A 17,608-nucleotide genomic window follows, 5' to 3' on the forward strand; every position below is an offset into this window, starting at 1 on the left:
CGGCTGTACTGCTACCAGCACGGTCACGACCGTCACCGTCAACACACTACCGACCGAACCGTCGATCACTGCCGGTAGCTCAACTACCTTCTGTTCTGGTGGCAGTGTCGTATTAAGCGCCGCAACTGGCGCTAGCAGCTACCAGTGGAACCTGAACGGCACCGCCATCAGTGGCGCGACCAGCAATACGTATAATGCGACCACCGCTGGCGACTACTCCGTCACCATAAGCAATGCCTTCGGCTGTACTGCTACCAGCACGGCTACCACTCTCATCGTCAATGCCCTGCCGACTACACCAACCATCACCCCAGGTAGCACTACTACCTTCTGTGCAGGCGGCAGCGTAATGCTCAGCACCGCAACGGGCGCCAGCGGCTACCAATGGCTCCTGAACGGTACCCCCATCAGTGGCGCGACCAGCAACACTTACAATGCGACTGCCTCTGGCGACTACTCCGTCACCGTGAGCAACGCCTCCGGCTGTACGGCTACGAGCACGGCTACGACGGTCACCGTCAACGCCTTGCCGGCTACGCCGACCATCACTGCAGGAAGCTCCACTACCTTCTGTATAGGTGGTAGTGTTACCCTGAGCACCGCAACCGGCGCATCCAGCTACCAATGGAACCTGAACGGTACTGCTATCTCTGGTGCGACCAGCAACACATACGCTGCCTCAGCGGCTGGCGACTACACCGTCACCATCGGCAATGCCTCGGGCTGTATGGCTACAAGCGCGGCTACAACCGTCACCGTCAACGCGCTGCCGGCTACGCCGACAATCACTGCAGGTAGCGCCACGACTTTCTGCGCAGGCGGTAGTGTTACCCTGAGCACCGCAACCGGCGCATCCAGCTACCAATGGAACCTGAACGGTACTGTTATACCTGGTGCGACCGGAAACACGTATACTGCCTCGGCGGCTGGCGACTACTCCGTCACCATCAGCAACGCCTCCGGCTGTATGGCAACGAGCTCAGCAACAACCGTGACAGTAAATGCCCTGCCGACTACACCTGCCATCGCCGCAAGCAGCTCCACTACATTCTGCGCCGGCGGCATCGTAGCATTAAGTACAGCGACCGCCGCCAGTGGCTACCAGTGGTATCTTAATGGCACCGCGATCTCTGGTGCGACCAGCAACACATATGCTGCCCCGGCAGCTGGCGACTACACCATCACCACCAGCAACGCATCGGGCTGCACAGCAACAAGCACGGCAATAACCGTCGCCGTCAATACACTACCGGCTACGCCGACGATTACGGCAGGTGCGCCCACCACCTTCTGCTCCGGCGGTAGTGTTACCCTGAGCACCGCAACCGGCGCATCCAGCTACCAGTGGAACCTGAACGGGACCGCTATCTCGGGTGCGACCGGCAACACATATAATGCCTCGGCAGCTGGCGACTACACCGTCACCACCAGCAACGCCTCGGGCTGTACAGCAACAAGCGCGGCAACAACCGTCACCATCAACGCGTTGCCGGTTACACCGACGATTACCGCAGGTGGGCCCACCACCTTCTGCGCCGGCGGTAGTGTTACCCTGAGCACCGCAACCGGCGCATCCAGCTACCAATGGAACCTGAACGGTACTGTTATACCTGGTGCGACCGGAAACACTTATACTGCCTCGGCAGCTGGCGACTACACCGTCACCACCAGCAACGCCTCTGGCTGTATAGCAACAAGCGCGGCAACAACCGTCACCATCAACGCGCTGCCGGTTACGCCAACGATCACTGCCGGTAGCGCCACGGCCTTCTGTGCAGGTGGCAGCGTAGTATTGAGCACTACCACTGGCGCCAATAGCTACCAGTGGTTCCTGAATGGCACCGCTATCAGCGGCGCAACCGCCAATACTTATACTGCCTCGGCGGCCGGCGACTACACCGTCACCACCAGCAACACCTCCGGCTGTACGGCGACTAGCGTGGCTACGACCGTCACCGTCAACGCGCTGCCGGCTACGCCGACAATCACTGCCGGTAGCGCCACGACCTTCTGTGCAGGTGGCAGCGTAATATTGAGCACTACCATTGGCGCCAATAGCTACCAGTGGTTCTTGAATGGCACCGCCATCAGCGGCGCAACCGCCAATACTTATACTGCTTCGGCAGCTGGCGACTACACCGTCACCACCAGCAACGCCTCGGGCTGTACAGCAACAAGCGCGGCTACGACCGTCACCGTCAACGCGCTGCCGGCTACGCCGACAATCACCGCAGGTAGCGCCACGACCTTCTGTGCAGGTGGCAGCGTCACCCTAACGACCGCAACCGGCGCCGGCAGCTACCAATGGAATCTCAATGGCACCGCCATCAGCGGCGCAACCGCCAATACTTATACTGCTTCGGCAGCTGGCGACTACACCGTCACCACCAGCAACACCTCCGGCTGTACAGCAACAAGCGCGGCAACAACCGTCACCGTCAACGCGCTGCCGGCTACGCCGACAATTACTGCCGGTAGCGCCACGACCTTCTGTGCAGGTGGCAGCGTCACCCTAACGACCGCAACGGGCTCCGGCAGCTACCAATGGAATCTCAATGGCACCGCCATCAGCGGCGCAACCGCCAATACATATACTGCCTCGGCAGCCGGCGACTACACCGTCACCACCAGCAACACCTCCGGCTGTACGGCGACTAGCGCGGCTACGACCGTCTCCGTCAACGCACTGCCGGCTACGCCGACAATCACTGCCGGTAGCGCCACGACCTTCTGTGCAGGTGGCAGCGTCACCCTAACGACCGCAACGGGCGCCGGCAGCTACCAGTGGTTCCTGAATGGCGCCGCCATCGCTGGCGCATCCGGCAACAGCACCACGGCAACCACGGGCGGAGACTACACCGTAGAGATCGGCAACGCCTCCGGCTGTACCGCCACCAGCACGGCCGCGACGGTTACCGTCAACACGGCACCGGCCACGCCGGCTATCACGGCAGGCGGCGCCATGACCTTCTGCAGCGGCGGCAGCGTCACCCTAACGACCGCAACGGGCTCCGGCAGCTATCAGTGGTTCCAAAACGGTACCGCTATCAGTGGCGCAACAAGCAACACATACACCGCAACCGCGGCCGGCGACTACACCGTAACGGTAAGCAACGCCACGGGCTGTACCGCGACGAGCCCGGCCACGACGGTCACCGTCAATACCACGTCGACAGTGGCGCCGATAACGGGTAACACAACGGTCTGCGCCGGGGCTACGGTTACCCTGACCGACGCAACACCGGGCGGCGCCTGGGCGTCCAGCAACCTGGCGGTCGCCACCATCGACGCCACCGGCAAGGTGACGACGGTGGGTAGCGGGTCGACGACCATCACTTATACGGTATCGGGTAGCTGTGCGGCCAACGCCACCACCACGCTGACGGTCAACCCGCCGGCGGCGGCGCCGATCCTGAACGCAGGGGCGTCCACGACGTTCTGCTCGGGCGGTAACGTGATCCTGACGGCCAGCGCGACCAATGCCAGCAGCTACCAATGGTACCTGAACGGCACACCGATAAATAGCGCAACAGGCAACACCTATACCGCAACACAAGCGGGCGACTATACCGCGACCATGACCAATACGAGCGGATGTACTTCCGCGCCGGGCGCCGCGGTGACCATTACCGACGGAACACCCGCGATAGCGCCGATCACCGGCCAGCAAAACGTTTGTATGGGCGGCTCGATCCAGCTCGATGACGCGACGGCGGGTGGGGTGTGGAGCTCGGCCAACAATACGGTGGCCACCATCAGCAACAACGGGATGGTTACCAGCGTCGATCCGAACACGGTCACGATGACATACACCGTCACGGGCAGCACCGGGTGTCCGGCGAGCGTCAGTTTTACCGTCACCATCCTGGATGTGCCGACGCAACCGGTGATCAGCACCCCGGGCGCATTTAATGTCTGTCCGGGTAGCCCGATCGACCTGCAGGCTACGACAAACGTAGCGACGAGCTACCAGTGGTATCTCGACGGCACGGCGATCAACGGCGCGACCAGCGGTATACTGTCGGCTACCCAGCAAGGCACGTACACGGTGTTGGCCAACAACAGCGGCTGTACGTCGGTAGCCAGCGCGGCGCAGGTCGTGACCTCTGTGTGCGTGGCGGTCCCGCAGGCGGACATAAGCGTGAGCAAACAGGTCAGCCCCGGCCCCTACAGCGTCGAGCAGCCCGTATCCTATGCACTCACGGTGCGGAATGCCGGACCGAACGCCAGCAAGGACGTCGTAGTCACGGATACGCTGAGCGCCAGCCTGGGTGACCCCGTCAACTTCATCAGCACGGGCCCGGACGCGGCCTACGATCCGCTGACGAGGGTCATCCAGTGGCACATCCCGTCGCTCGATTCCGGTGCGAACATGATCCTGACCTTCAACGTCGACATCAAGGCCCTCGGGACGATCACAAACACCGCCACGGCGACGGCCCTGACCAGCGACCCGGACACGAGCAACAACCACAGCACCGCGGTATTCACCATCGGCGGCGACATCGTGATCCCGAACGTGTTCACCCCCAACGGTGACGGCAAGAACGACAAGTTCGTGATCGTGGGGCTCGACAAGTATCCCGGCTCGGTGCTGAAGGTCTATAACCGCTGGGGCAACGAGGTCTACCATTCGGAAAGCTATAACAACGACTGGGACGGTAGCAACCTCAACGATGGTACCTACTACTATATACTGTTATTGAACACCCGCCAAGGCAAACAGCCTTACAAGGGTTGGATCGAATTGTTACATAAATAGAAAAAAAATGAACCCCCGTCTCGTAATCCTACTGCTGGCGATAACTCTGGTGCAGAAAGCAACGGCGCAACAGGACATACAGTTCAGCCAGTATGTGTTCAACGGCCTCAGCCTGAACCCCGCCTACGCCGGGTACAAGGGACAGCCCTACCTGAACGCCAATTTCAGGGACCAGTGGGCCGGTTTCCCGGGCGCGCCCAAAACGGGCGTGCTTTCCCTCGATGGGGTTACTGACCAGGAAAACGACCGGATGGGGCTGGGTGTTCAGTTGCTCTACGACCAGCTGGGGCCGCAGAAAAACTACTCGCTGACCGGGGACTACGCCTACCGCATCCCGTTGAACGACGACGAAGACGACCCGCACCGGTTGTGCCTGGGCCTCGCGGGGGTGGCCTCGCAGTATTCCCTCAACGGGAGCGTGCTGACGTATACCGACCCCAACGACCCGACGATACCGCAGGTGCAGGTCCGGACGAAGATAGTGCCTGACGCCAGCTTTGGCGTCTACTACTACACGAACCACTTTTATGCGGGCGCGTCGCTGTTGAACCTTTTTTCCATCAACTCCACCCGGACCGTGTACTACGCGAACGGGTCGGAATATGCCGACATCCTGCAGTCCGCGCACCTCTATGCGACGGTAGGCGGTATGATAGAACTCAGCGACGAGGTCAAGATGAAACCGTCTGTCTTGTTCAAGGAGGACTTCCGGGGGCCGACCAACGCCGACTTCAACGTGTTGTTCCTGCTCGACGAGCTGGTCTGGGTAGGCGGTTCGTACCGCTCGGCCATGAAGCTATGGCAGCAGCACAACCTCCAGCAGAACCTGGAAGCCACCGATGCCGCCAGCCTTATGGTGGAGTTCTTTGCCACACCCAACCTGCGGATCGGGTACTCGTACGACTTTACGACCAGCGGTCTGTCCAATTATCAAACCGGCTCCCACGAGCTGTCGGTGGGGATCCTGTTTAGCAAACGGAAGCCAAACCAGTACGACAGTCCGCGTTATTTCTAAGATCATGAAAAAAAACCTTCTCATACTAGCCATAACCCTGCTCGGCGCCCTGACGACGCACGCGCAGGAGAGCTATCCCACCGTCGTGTCGGCGGAGGAAGCCTTTGCCCGCAGGGAATACCAGCGCGCGGCCAGGTTGTATGAGAAGGTCCTGACGTTTCATCACCAGCCGGCCAATGCCGAGAGCCGGCTAGCCGAGTGCTATCTGCAACAGAATGAATGGTCCAAAGCGGCCAAACTATATGACCGGATTACTAGCGAGCACCCCATGGATGGAGAATACTGGATAAACTATGGGGATGCGCTCAAAGGTATGGGTCGGTACGACGAGGCAAAGGCCGCCTACCGGCAGGCGCCCGACAGTCTGCAAAAGAGGTTTTCAATGAAGATCGCCGGTTGCGACTCCGCCGTCTGGTGGATGGCGCACCCGGTATCTTACACCGTGACCAACCTGGTCGCGTTGAATTCTTCCGGTTCAGACTGGGGCGCCCAATGGTATGGCGGCCGCTCGATCGTATTCACCTCGGACAGCCTGCGCACCAGGATCCTGGGCAAGGCCAGGCGGCTCGAACGGCAGGTTTTCCGTCGGACAGGACGGCCCTTCCAGAAGATATACGTGGCCGATAGTAGCGACAAGGGCGTAGGGCCCGTCAAGGGCTTTTCCGCGGTCATGAACAGCAACGCCTACCACGACGGCCCGGTATCCTTCACCGCCAGGGGCGACACCGCCTATTTCACCGTAACCAACCCCGAAATGCTCGACCAGCCCGGGGATACGATATACTACGGGCCCGGCAAAAAACAAAAGAAGTGGGGCATCCGCCGCCTGGAAATCTTTTGGGTCGCCCGGGACAGCAGCGGCAACTGGGGACAGCCCCATTCGCTGATGAGCGACAACACGGGCAAATATTCGGTGGGACACGCCACCCTGAGCCTGGACGGCCGGACACTGTATTTCACCAGCAACATGCCCGGGGGCTTTGGCAAAACCGACATCTGGTACGTGGAACGCCAGAGCGACGGCTCCTGGTCGGCCCCGGAGAATTGCGGACCGTCGATCAACACCGAAGAAAACGAGGCCTTTGCCAACATGGGTGTGGACAGCCGCCTGTACTTCGCGAGCAAAGGGCTGGCGGGCATGGGGGGATACGACATCTTTGCGGCCACCGGCGAGAAATCCGTCTGGACGTCGGTGCGTAACCTCGGTTACCCGATCAACTCGGCCGGGGATGATTTTTATTTTACGACAAGGGATTCGTTGTCCGGTTTCCTGTCTTCGGACCGACCCGGCGGGCTGGGCAGCGACGATATCTACAAATACGTCTACGTCCCCGGCAAAGGCGCGCCGCTGACGGCCGGCGGCCACGGAGCCATGCTGAACGGCGTGGGCAACGGCGGTGACCTGACCAGGGTAGCGACGGTAAACCCGATCCTCCGCACCCGCATAACGGACAGCCTGACCGGCCAGCCCCTACAGGACGCCACCGTGGTGGTCACCCAGACACGGAGCGGGCAGCGCTATACCACCATAACGGGCGGCGACGGCTCCTTCACCCAGCCGGTGGAGCACGGCACGCCCTACACCGACAGCGTGTACAAGAAGGGATATACCCCCGGCGGCGCGAGCTTTACGGGTAAGGACCAGGACACCCTGAATGTGAAGATCTGTCTGCAAAAGAACCCCGAACTGGGCGATATCTTCGTCCTGCGCAGCCTCTATTACGACTTCAACAAGGCCGGCATCCGTCCGGACGCCGCCGGGGTCCTGGATGGCCTGGTGGGCTACATGAAGCAATTCCCGGGTGTAACGATCGACCTGTCGGCGTTTACCGACTCCCGGGGGAGCGATACCTATAACCTCGACCTCTCCCGGAGAAGGGCGGAATCGGCCCGGAAATACCTGCTGGACCACGGGATCGCCCCCGATCGGGTGATGGCCCACGGGTTTGGGGAAACCAAGCTGGTCAACGGTTGTAGTAACGGGGTGCCCTGTACCGACGCGCAACATCAGGCCAACCGCCGCACCGAGGTGCGGGTGTTGCATCAGTAATCCCTATTTTTGCTGTCAAACAAAAAGACCCGAGCCTTTTTTATGTCCACCGACAACGTCTATGTCCTGCTGATCATCCTGGGGTTCCTCATCCTGGCAGCCCTCGCTTACCTGATCTTCCGACCCAGCATCGAAACCAAGGCCCCGGTACAAAACGCCGGCGGCCCCTCTACCCTACCGCTCCAGCTGCAGGCGTACGAGCGCCTGGTCATCCTGGCCGAGCGCATCGGGCTCCGCCAGCTGATCGGCAGCCAGCCCACCGATGGGCTGAGCGCGCGCGAATACCAGGCATTGCTGGTGGAGGCGATCAAGCGGGAATACGAATACAACGTAAGCCAGCAGATCTATGTGGCGCCCAAAGCCTGGGAAGCCGTACAGAGCCTGAAGGAGCAAAATATCTACGTCATCAACCAGATCGGCAGCTACCTCAATGGCGAGGCCGTCGCCAGGGACCTGGCGAGGGCTATCGCTGAATTCTTGTCGGGGCCGGAAAGCGCCACGTTGCAGCAAACCGTCATCGACGGCCTCAACATCGAGGCGAAGAAACTGATGCACTAGGCGCCCGCAGAGGCGCGAAGGCTAGACCTTATCAAACGCCTGCGACAAGTCCGCCTTGATGTCATCGATGTGCTCGATCCCGAGCGACACGCGCAACACGCCCGGCTCCACGCCGGCCGCGGCCCTTTCCTCATCGGTCAGCTGCTCGTGGGTGGTCGTGGCAGGGTGGATGATCAGCGTCTTGGCGTCCCCCACGTTGGCCAGGTGGCTCACCAGCTGTAAGGCGTTTACAAAGGCGTCGCCGGCTTCCTTCCCCCCTTTTATCTTGAACGACAACACGCCACCCGCGCCGCGGGGCAAATACTTTTTGGCCAGGGCGTAGTATTTGTTCGAAGGCAGCCCGGGGTAGTTGACGCTTTCGACCTTTGGATGCTTTTCCAGCCATTCGGCCAGGGCCTGGGTGTTCTGGACGGTGCGCTCCATACGCAGCGACAGCGTTTCCAGCCCCTGCAGGAAAAGGAACGAGTTAAAGGGGCTGACCGAGGGTCCCCAGGTCCGCAGACCCGTTACCCGGAGCCGGATGATGTAGGCGATGTTGCCAAATTGACTATCGGCGCCAAATACTTCCCAGAACTTCATCCCATGGTAGGCGTCGTCGGGGGAGGTGAACTGCGGGAATTTCCCGTTGCCCCAATTGAAGTTCCCGCCATCTACGATCACCCCGCCTATGCTCGTGCCGTGTCCGCCGATCCACTTGGTGGCGGATTCCACGACGACGTTCGCGCCGTGCTCGAAGGGGCGGAAAAGATAACCCGCGGCCCCGAAGGTATTGTCCACGACCACCGGGATGTCGTGTTTACGGGCGATGGCGGCGAACTTTTCGAAGTCGGGTATGCTGAAACCCGGGTTGCCGATGGTCTCCAGGTAGAGGGCCTTTGTATTGTCGTCGATGAGCCGTTCGAAACTCGCGGGGTCGTCGACGTTGGCAAAGCGGGCCTCGACCCCAATGCGTTTAAACGATACTTTGAACTGGTTGTAAGTGCCCCCATACAGGTGGGAAGACGTCACGAAGTTGTCACCGGGCAGCAGCAGGTTGTGGAGCGCCAGGTGCTGGGCGGCCTGGCCGGACCCTACCGCCACCGCACCCACGCCCGCCTCCAGGGCGGCTATGCGCTTTTCGAAGACGTCGGTGGTGGGGTTCATGATGCGGGTGTAGATGTTACCGAACTCGCGCAGGCCAAAGAGGTTGGCCGCGTGTTCCGAGCTGTTGAAGACATAAGACGTCGTCTGGTAGATGGCGACGGCCCGGGCATTGGTGGCGGAGTCGGGCTCCTGACCCGCGTGAAGCTGGAGTGTTTCAAAGTGCAACGACATGAGATGTTGTTTTTTATTATAGTCTACAAAATTAGTGGGATAAAACAAAAGTAGGGGAATCGCGCGAAAAATTAATACATTGTGCACTAGGGTCAAACCGTAATTTTACCTTAAATCCGCGCTATGGCATCCGTTTTTGCAAAGCTCAGACAAGCCTACCACCTCTTCAGGGAGGTCGACATAGACCAGATCGGCCGCCTGGCGTCCAAGGTAGACCTCGGCGCCGTCATGAAGGCCGTGGGGCACATGGACGATCAACAGCTCCAGGCGCTCACCAAGATGCTGACGGGCGGGTCGCACAAACCCAGGGAGCTACCGCCCATCGAAGGAGACTTCTATCACCTGGGGCATACCCTGACGGAAAGCGAACGCGCCCTCCAGCTAAAGGTACGGTCATTCATGGAAACCGAAGTCAAGCCTTTGGTCAACCGCTACTGGCAGAAAGGGGAATTTCCCTTCGAGATCATTCCCCGGCTGGCGGAATTGAATATTTGCGGGGTAACCTACGAAGGCTACGGATGCCCACACCTCCCGTTTTTGATGGAGGGGGTGCTGGCCATGGAGATGGCAAGGGTGGATGCCAGTATCGCCACGTTTTTTGGGGTGCAGAGCGGTCTGGCCATGGGCTCCATTTACCTGCTGGGCTCTGAAGAGCAAAAACAGACCTGGCTGCCCCGGATGCAAAAGCTCCAGGCCATCGGCGCCTTCGGTCTGACCGAGCCGGAGGTCGGCTCGGGCGCCGCGGGGGGGCTGACGACCACGGCCAAACGCCAGGGCGATCAATGGGTGCTCAACGGCCAGAAGAAGTGGATCGGGAACGCCACCTTCGCGGACGTGACCATCATCTGGGCCAGGGACCTGGATGACGGGCAGGTCAAGGGCTTCCTGGTCAAAAAGGACACGCCCGGCATCGATGTGGAAAAGATCGAGGACAAGATGGCTTTGCGCATCGTCCAGAACGGTCTCATCACCATGAGGAGTTGTATGGTCCATGAGTCCGACCGCCTTCAGAACGCGAATAGCTTCAAGGACACCTCCAAGGTGCTCCGGATGACCCGGGCGGGCGTGGCCTGGGAGGCCGTCGGCTGCGCCCGGGGCGCCTACGAGAGCGCCCTGGCGTATACCCGCCAGCGGAAACAGTTCGGCCGGCCCATTGCGTCCTTCCAGCTCATCCAGAACCACCTCGTCGAAATGCTGTCGAACCTCACGGCGATGCAGACGATGGTCTTCCGCCTTTCCCAGCTACAGGACGAGGGCAAGCTCACCGACGAGCACGCTTCGCTGGCAAAGGTTTTTTGCACCCTGCGCACCCGGGATATCGTCAGCCGCGCCCGGGAGGTCATGGGGGGTAACGGCATCCTGCTCCAGTACGACGTGGCGCGCTTCGTGGCCGACGCCGAGGCGATTTACAGCTACGAGGGCACCAAGGAGATCAACTCCCTGATCGTGGGCAGGGCCATAACCGGGTCGAGCGCATTTGTATAGCGATTCGTTTTTCCTATATTTAAAACATGATGAGAAGACTTTTTTGCTGTCTGTTGATGGCCGCGCCCGTATGGGCCGGCGCGCAGACGCCATCGTTTGTCGCCGACAGCCTGGACGCGTATATACAGCAGGGTATGCAGGATTGGCAGATACCCGGTATGGCGGTATTGATCCTGAAGGACGGCCAGCCCGTCGTTATGAAGGGCTATGGGACCCGGGTGCTGGGCAAGGACGAGCCGGTGGACGAGAACACCCTGTTCTTTATCGCCTCCAACACCAAATTGTTTACGGGCACGGCCGTATCGGAGCTGGACGAGGAAAAGAAGCTGTCCCTGACCGACAGGGTCACGCAGTACCTGCCCGGCTTCCGCTTGTACGACTCGAGCGCTACGCGGCTCATCGACATACGCGACCTGTTGTCGCACCACCTCGGCACCAAGACCTTCCAGGGCGACTTCTCTTTCTGGAACTCCAACCTGAGCCGGGAAGCCATCACGGCCAAGATGCGCCTGCTCCAGCCGCCGGGGCAGTTCCGCCAGGACTATGGCTACTGCAATTCGTGTTTTATCACCGCGGGGGAAGTGGTGGAAAAGGTCACCGGGCATCCCTGGGAGGACTTTATCCAGCAGCGCATCCTCGACAAGCTCGGGATGACGCATACGCATACGTCCACCACGGGCGCGGCGGCTTACCCCAATATAGCGCACCCCTATACCAGCGTTTACGGGGAACCGGTAGCGCTGCCCTTCGACCATATCGACAACCAGGGTCCGGCGGGTAGCCTGGTCAGCTGTATCAGCGACCTGTCCAAATGGCTCCAGATGCAGCTCGACAGCGGGCGGGCCGGCGGCCAGGCCGTCTTCAGCTGGAGCGTCATCCAGAAGACCCGGCAGGCGGCGACGATCGTACGCAGCAACAAAAGCGCCATCCTCCCGACGCACTATATGCTGTATGGCATGGGGGTCTTTATGGGGGACTATGCCGGGCGCCAGATATACTGGCATACCGGCGGCGCGTTCGGCTTCGTGACCAATACCTGTTTCGTGCCGGAAGAGCACCTGGCCATCGCCATCCTGACCAACAACGACGACCAGTCCTTTTTCGAGGCACTCCGCTACCAGATCCTCGACGCCTACCTGGGCGTGCCATTTGTCAACCGCAGCCGGCAGCTCCTGGCGGGGTCGCAGCAGCAAAAGGCGGAGCGGCTCAGGCAAGTGGCGGACTGGAAGGCGCAGGTACGGACGGGGGCCCGCCCGGCGCTACCCCTCAGCGCCTTCACCGGCAGCTATACGAACCCGTTGTATGGGAAGGTCCGGATCACCACCGGCGCCAAGGGGCTGCTGGTGCACTTTGAGCACCACCCCGACCTCAGCGCCACGTTGGAATACATGGGCGCGGACAAGTTCCTGATGACCTATTCCAACCCCGCTTACGGTATTTTCCCCACGCCGTTTACGATCGTCGGCGGGAAGGTCCGCAACGTCACCATCAAGGCCAGCGATTTTGTAGAGTATGATCCTTATGTATTCGTAAAAGACTAAACATATGCGTCCCAAACTGCTGCTTTGCCTCATGACCGCCCTGCCCTGCGTGGCCGGCGCCCAGGACCTCACCCGGTCGATACACGACCAGGCGGCCGCACTCCTGCCCAAGGTGATCGAATGGAGACGGTACCTCCACCAGCACCCGGAGCTGTCCGACCAGGAGGTCAACACCGCCACGTTCGTGGTGGACCATTTGCAGCAGCTGGGGATGGATATCCATACGGAAGTCGGCGGCCACGGCGTGCTGGCCATCCTGCATGGCAAGAAGCCCGGCCCGGTCATCGCGCTCCGCGCGGATATGGACGCGCTTCCGGTGACCGAAAAAACGGACGTGCCCTTCGCCTCTCACGACACGGCCCTCTACAACGGCCAGACCGTCGGCGTCATGCACGCCTGCGGTCACGACGCCCACACGGCCATGTTGCTGGGCGCGGCAACGATACTGGCAGGGATGCGCGACAAGCTGGCGGGGACCGTGGTCTTTTTCTTCCAGCCCTGTGAAGAAGGCGCACCGCCCGGCATGCCCGGGGGCGCCGCCCGCATGATCAGCCAGGGCGCGATGGACAATCCCAAGGTTGACGTGGTCTTTGGCCTGCACATACAGTCGAACCTGCCTATCGGGGATATAGTGTACAAACCCGGATCATTCATGGCTTCCGCCGACGAGTTCAATATCCACATCACCGGTAAGTCCGCCCACGGCTCCCAACCCTGGCTCAGCATAGACCCCGTCGTGGTGGCCGCGCAGATCATCGAGGGTCTGCAAACCATCGTCAGCCGGCAGGAAGACATATCCAAGGCGCCGGTGGTCATCAGCGTGGGAACCATCCAAAGCGGCGTCCGCTGGAACATCATCCCCGGGACGGCCGACCTGACCGGCACGATGCGCACCCTCGACCCGGCCATGCAAAAGGACGTACACGACCGCTTCAACCGCACGGTCACGGCTATCGCCTCGGCTTCCGGCGCCAAGGCGGACGTATCCATCGATACCAAGACCCTGGTGACCTATAACGACTCCGCGCTGACGGCCCAGATGCTGCCCTCGCTCCAAAAGGCGGCCGGCGCCGAGCACGTACACCTGGCGCCGTCGGGTTTTATGATGGCGGAAGACTTCTCGTTCTATGGACAAAAGGCGCCGGCGATGTTCTTTTTCCTGGGAGGACTGCCTGTAGGCGCCGACCCTGCCAAAGCGCCGCCGCATCATACGGACCATTTCTATATCGATGACTCGCGCCTCGATGTGGGTGTGGCGACTTTTTGCCAGTTGGTGTTCGACTATGCTAAGATGCACCCGGCGCGCTAGCGCGTCCCAAATAGGAGGCTTCCTATCCGCACCATGGTAGACCCGCTTTCCACCGCTTCGAGGTAATCGACGCTCATGCCCATGGAAAGGGTATCCCAGTCCGGGAAGCGTTCTTTGCCCATGGCAAACAATTCCGCCAGTCCCGTAAACTCCTCGCGGAGCTGTATGCCATCGCACCCGTTGGTGGCCATCCCCATCAACCCGCGCACGTGCGCATGCGAGAGGGGCTCGGCTTCTATCCGCTCCAGCAACGGCCCGAGCTCATCCCGGTCCAGGCCGAATTTGGTTTCTTCCACGGCAATGTGCATCTGCAACAGGCAGTCGACGCGCCTGCCGGCCTTGATCCCCTGCTTGTCGATCTCGCGCAACAGGGAATAGCCGTCTACCCCGTGGATCAGGTGCACGAAGGGCGCCAGTAACTTTACCTTGTTGGATTGCAGGTGGCCAATAAAATGCCAGCGGATATCGCCCGGCAGCAGGCGTTGTTTTTCGAGGAGCTCCTGCACGTAGTTTTCGCCGAAGTCCCGGTGACCCAGGTCATACAACGCTTGTATATCCTCTACGGGCTTTGTCTTGGAAACCGCCACCAGTGTGACGCCGGCGGGCAACGTTCCGCGGAGCCGGTTATACGCCTCTTGTTGAACCATGGCGCAAACATAGTCATTCCTTCAATGGTATGCTAAAAGGGGTGTGCGCCGTAGGTTGACGGACCTCGTTCTTGAATACGTCGTACACGATTTGACCGCTCAGCACCGCGTGGCCGCGGGGAATTTCGACGCGCTGGGTATAACACAATTTCTGGCGGAAGGGTTGCACTTGTTTTAACAGCCTGCTCTCCAGCGGGCTCATCGTCTCCACTGCACAATCGAACCGGAAGGCCGGGGGCTGCGCAAAACGAAGGTTGACCGGATACGCAAACGCTCCCGGCGTCTGCGGCCTGTCCGTGATATACCAGCCTTCCGACACCTTGGCGATCAGGCAAAGGTCATAGATACTGCCGAACACCGGTTTGGCCGAACAAATCCATTGCAGCGCCGATTGCTCCGTCAACGCCCTTCGGATGGCCGGGTCCCAAAAAATAACCGTACCCGTTTCTACCTTGTCCTTGGTCAAAGTCTCATTCATCACAAGCGATTTAATACATTAAGCCTGCGTAACAGGCTGGCACAGAACAATCGGGTCGTAGGTAAATGGCTGTAGAGAGATAAGGCTTAAACCTAGGTAATAAATATGAGACGGCAAAAGGATCAGGCATCCTTATTTTAAGATGGAACGGCTGATAACGATTCGCTGTACCTCGCTCGTACCTTCATATATCTGGGTGATTTTGGCGTCGCGCATCATCCGCTCGACGTGGTATTCCCTGACATAGCCGTAGCCCCCGTGGATTTGTACGGCCTCGGTTGTCACCCACATGGCGGTTTCGGACGCAAAGACCTTGGCCATCGAAGACGAGGCCGTATAGTCCTGGCCGTTGTCCTTTTGCCAGGCTGCCTTGAAAATCAGCAGGCGCGCGGCTTCTATACGCGTGGCCATATCCGCCAGCTTAAAAGCGATGGCCTGGTGGTTCATGATTTCGGTGCCAAACGCCTTGCGTTCCCTGGCATAGGCGAGCGCGCGTTCGTAGGCGCCGCTGGCGATCCCCAACGCCTGGCTGGCGATGCCGATGCGCCCACCGGCGAGTGTTTTCATGGCAAAAGTAAACCCGAACCCATCCGCTCCGATCCGGTTTTCCTTCGGAACACGAACGTCTGTAAATAGTATAGAACAGGTATCGCTGGCGCGGATACCCATCTTATTTTCTTTTGCGGCCACCGTGACGCCAGGCCACGACCGTTCCACTATCAGGGCATTGATGCCATGGCTCCCCTTGTCTTTGTGCGTCTGTGCCATCACCAGGTATATGTCGGCCGTAGAACCGTTCGTGATCCAGTTCTTGGTACCGCTCACCAGGTAATGATCACCCATATCCTCGGCCACCGTACGCTGGGACGTCGCGTCGCTCCCCGCCTCCGGCTCGCTCAACAGGAACGCGCCGATGACCTCCCCACTGGCCAGCCGGGTGAGGTACTGTTGCTTTTGCTCCTCCGTCCCATACTTTTCGAGCCCCCAGCACACCAGGCTGTTGTTCACCGACATGCAAACGCTCACGCTCGCCTCCACCTTGGAAATCTCTTCCATGGCCAGCACATAGCTGATGGTATCCATCCCCGACCCGCCGTACGCCGGGTCGACCATCATCCCCATAAATCCAAGCTCCCCGAGCTTGCGGACCTGTTCCTTTGGAAATTGTGCCTTCTCGTCCCGCTCGATCACCCCCGGCAGGCATTCCTGCTGCGCGAAGTCCCTGGCGGCCTTTTGGATCATCAAATGCTCTTCTGAGAGTTCAAATAACATATAGCGTCGCAATTTGTGGTTGAAACGCTAAAATAGGGATTTGCACTTACATTTGTTAGTATGTTATTCCGGTTCCTGCTGACTGAGGCAGTGAAAGCTCCCCAAACCCCAGATAATATCGGTCGAATCGATCCCCACGGCCTCCCGGGAAGGGAAGCACTCCTGGATGATCCGGAGCGCGCGGTCGTCGGCGGCGCAGCGGTAGGTGGGGACGATGACGTATTTGTTGGCGATGTAGAAGTTGGCGTAGGAGGCGGGGAGGCGCATGTCCTCGTAGACAACCGGCGCAGGCATGGGGAGCTCGATGACGTTGAGGGGTTTGCCGCTCGACAGACGCATGGCTTTTAGCTCGCGGAGGTTGGCCTGGAGGAGTCCATAGTTCTCGTCCGACGGGTTTTCCTCCACGACGGTCAACACGGTGTCTTCGTTCACGAAACGCACAGTGTCGTCGATGTGCCCGTCGGTGTCGTCGCCGACGATGCCCTCGGAGACCCAAAGGACCTGTTCGGCGCCGTAATAGTCGCGGAGATAGCCTTCGATGGCGGCCTGGTCGAGGTGCGGGTTGCGGTTTTCGTGGAGGAGACAGCAGGTCGAGGTCAGGACGGTTCCCGCGCCGTTGAATTCGACGGAGCCGCCTTCCATGACGATGCCGGGGTAGAATACCGGGAGACCCAATTCACGGCCAACGAGCGTCGGGATGACGTCGTCGAGGTCGAAGGGGGGGTATTTATTTCCCCAGGCGTTGTAGCCCCAATCGACGATTGCCTTGCCCTTCGCGGGATCGCGGTTGACCAGGAAGGCGGGGCCATGGTCGCGGCACCAGGCGTCGTTGGTGGGATGCAGGAAGAAGTGTACGTGTGCAAGATCGGCGCCAGCCTTGGCAAGATGATCTGTCGCGGCGGCCCGGGTCGCGGCGTCGTTGACGTTTATACACACCTCTTCGCTTCGCGAAAGGTATTTGACGAACTCCGCGTATCGCGGATAGATCGTCTGTATCTTGCCAGGCCACGACGCCTCCTTGTGCGGCCAGCTCAGCCAGGTGGCGCGATGGGGCGCGAATTCCGCGGGGAAGTAGTAGCCTTGCTCGCGCGGCGTGGAGTCGAGGCCGCCTTCATTCAACGCATGGGCGAATATATCGTCCTGGGGCACCTTCGGTTTGAACTGTATGATACCCATG

Annotated in this window: 12 protein-coding genes; 7 read left to right on the top strand and 5 right to left on the bottom strand. The window is 60.1% G+C overall.

Going from position 1 to position 17,608, the window contains the following annotated elements:
- From VL547_RS11650 to VL547_RS11665, 4 genes are all read left to right on the top strand, one after another.
- On the top strand, nucleotides 1-4,762 hold a 4,762-nt coding region (locus tag VL547_RS11650; protein ID WP_325577864.1), incomplete at its 5' end, for a gliding motility-associated C-terminal domain-containing protein.
- A 7-nt stretch (nucleotides 4,763-4,769) separates the two neighbouring features.
- Nucleotides 4,770-5,777 (top strand): type IX secretion system membrane protein PorP/SprF, encoded by a 1,008-nt coding sequence (locus VL547_RS11655; protein WP_325577866.1) that lies wholly within the window; start codon nucleotides 4,770-4,772, stop codon nucleotides 5,775-5,777.
- Between the two features lie 4 nt (nucleotides 5,778-5,781).
- Nucleotides 5,782-7,827, top strand: coding sequence for an OmpA family protein (locus VL547_RS11660; RefSeq protein WP_325577868.1), 2,046 nt, complete (start codon nucleotides 5,782-5,784; stop codon nucleotides 7,825-7,827).
- 42 nt (nucleotides 7,828-7,869) lie between these two features.
- Nucleotides 7,870-8,385 carry a hypothetical protein gene (locus VL547_RS11665; RefSeq protein ID WP_325577869.1) on the top strand — a complete coding sequence of 172 codons (516 nt, stop codon included), beginning with the start codon at nucleotides 7,870-7,872 and terminating at the stop codon, nucleotides 8,383-8,385.
- Nucleotides 8,386-8,406: 21 nt separating this feature from the next.
- Here VL547_RS11665 and VL547_RS11670 read toward each other — a convergent pair whose 3' ends face one another.
- Nucleotides 8,407-9,699 (bottom strand): O-acetylhomoserine aminocarboxypropyltransferase/cysteine synthase, encoded by a 1,293-nt coding sequence (locus VL547_RS11670; RefSeq protein WP_325577871.1) that lies wholly within the window; start codon nucleotides 9,697-9,699, stop codon nucleotides 8,407-8,409.
- 123 nt (nucleotides 9,700-9,822) lie between these two features.
- On the opposite strand from VL547_RS11670, the gene VL547_RS11675 reads away from it, so the two are divergent.
- The 3 genes from VL547_RS11675 to VL547_RS11685 are packed head-to-tail and all read left to right on the top strand — an operon-like array spanning nucleotide 9,823 to nucleotide 14,034.
- Entirely contained in the window at nucleotides 9,823-11,184 is a 1,362-nt protein-coding gene (locus tag VL547_RS11675; RefSeq protein WP_325577873.1) for an acyl-CoA dehydrogenase family protein, read from the top strand.
- A 26-nt stretch (nucleotides 11,185-11,210) separates the two neighbouring features.
- Entirely contained in the window at nucleotides 11,211-12,725 is a 1,515-nt protein-coding gene (locus VL547_RS11680) for a serine hydrolase (protein WP_325577875.1), read from the top strand.
- Nucleotides 12,726-12,729: 4 nt separating this feature from the next.
- Entirely contained in the window at nucleotides 12,730-14,034 is a 1,305-nt protein-coding gene (locus tag VL547_RS11685) for an amidohydrolase (protein WP_325577877.1), read from the top strand.
- Here the strand turns inward: VL547_RS11685 and VL547_RS11690 are convergent.
- The 4 genes from VL547_RS11690 to VL547_RS11705 form a co-directional block, all read right to left on the bottom strand.
- Nucleotides 14,031-14,681, bottom strand: a complete 651-nt coding sequence (locus VL547_RS11690) for a YggS family pyridoxal phosphate-dependent enzyme (RefSeq protein WP_325577882.1) — start codon at nucleotides 14,679-14,681, stop codon at nucleotides 14,031-14,033. The two genes, VL547_RS11685 and VL547_RS11690, sit on opposite strands and share 4 nt — an antisense overlap.
- A 13-nt stretch (nucleotides 14,682-14,694) precedes the next feature.
- Nucleotides 14,695-15,159, bottom strand: coding sequence for a hypothetical protein (locus VL547_RS11695; protein WP_325577884.1), 465 nt, complete (start codon nucleotides 15,157-15,159; stop codon nucleotides 14,695-14,697).
- A 132-nt stretch (nucleotides 15,160-15,291) separates the two neighbouring features.
- Nucleotides 15,292-16,431 carry an acyl-CoA dehydrogenase gene (locus VL547_RS11700; RefSeq protein WP_325577886.1) on the bottom strand — a complete coding sequence of 380 codons (1,140 nt, stop codon included), beginning with the start codon at nucleotides 16,429-16,431 and terminating at the stop codon, nucleotides 15,292-15,294.
- Nucleotides 16,432-16,494: 63 nt separating this feature from the next.
- Nucleotides 16,495-17,607 carry an agmatine deiminase family protein gene (locus VL547_RS11705; protein WP_325577887.1) on the bottom strand — a complete coding sequence of 371 codons (1,113 nt, stop codon included), beginning with the start codon at nucleotides 17,605-17,607 and terminating at the stop codon, nucleotides 16,495-16,497.
- Nucleotide 17,608 lies beyond the last annotated feature (1 nt).

Source organism: Dinghuibacter sp. (genome assembly GCF_035492835.1).
Lineage (GTDB): Bacteria > Bacteroidota > Bacteroidia > Chitinophagales > Chitinophagaceae > Dinghuibacter.

Bases quoted from the DNA above. Each gene is read 5' to 3' on its own strand.
- VL547_RS11660 (WP_325577868.1), top strand. From the start codon at position 5,782: ATGAAAAAAAACCTTCTCATACTAGCCATAACCCTGCTCGGCGCCCTG.
- VL547_RS11695 (WP_325577884.1), bottom strand. From the start codon at position 15,159: ATGAATGAGACTTTGACCAAGGACAAGGTAGAAACGGGTACGGTTATT.
- VL547_RS11685 (WP_325577877.1), top strand. From the start codon at position 12,730: ATGCGTCCCAAACTGCTGCTTTGCCTCATGACCGCCCTGCCCTGCGTG.
- VL547_RS11700 (WP_325577886.1), bottom strand. From the start codon at position 16,431: ATGTTATTTGAACTCTCAGAAGAGCATTTGATGATCCAAAAGGCCGCC.
- VL547_RS11680 (WP_325577875.1), top strand. From the start codon at position 11,211: ATGATGAGAAGACTTTTTTGCTGTCTGTTGATGGCCGCGCCCGTATGG.
- VL547_RS11705 (WP_325577887.1), bottom strand. From the start codon at position 17,607: ATGGGTATCATACAGTTCAAACCGAAGGTGCCCCAGGACGATATATTC.
- VL547_RS11655 (WP_325577866.1), top strand. From the start codon at position 4,770: ATGAACCCCCGTCTCGTAATCCTACTGCTGGCGATAACTCTGGTGCAG.
- VL547_RS11665 (WP_325577869.1), top strand. From the start codon at position 7,870: ATGTCCACCGACAACGTCTATGTCCTGCTGATCATCCTGGGGTTCCTC.
- VL547_RS11670 (WP_325577871.1), bottom strand. From the start codon at position 9,699: ATGTCGTTGCACTTTGAAACACTCCAGCTTCACGCGGGTCAGGAGCCC.
- VL547_RS11675 (WP_325577873.1), top strand. From the start codon at position 9,823: ATGGCATCCGTTTTTGCAAAGCTCAGACAAGCCTACCACCTCTTCAGG.
- VL547_RS11690 (WP_325577882.1), bottom strand. From the start codon at position 14,681: ATGGTTCAACAAGAGGCGTATAACCGGCTCCGCGGAACGTTGCCCGCC.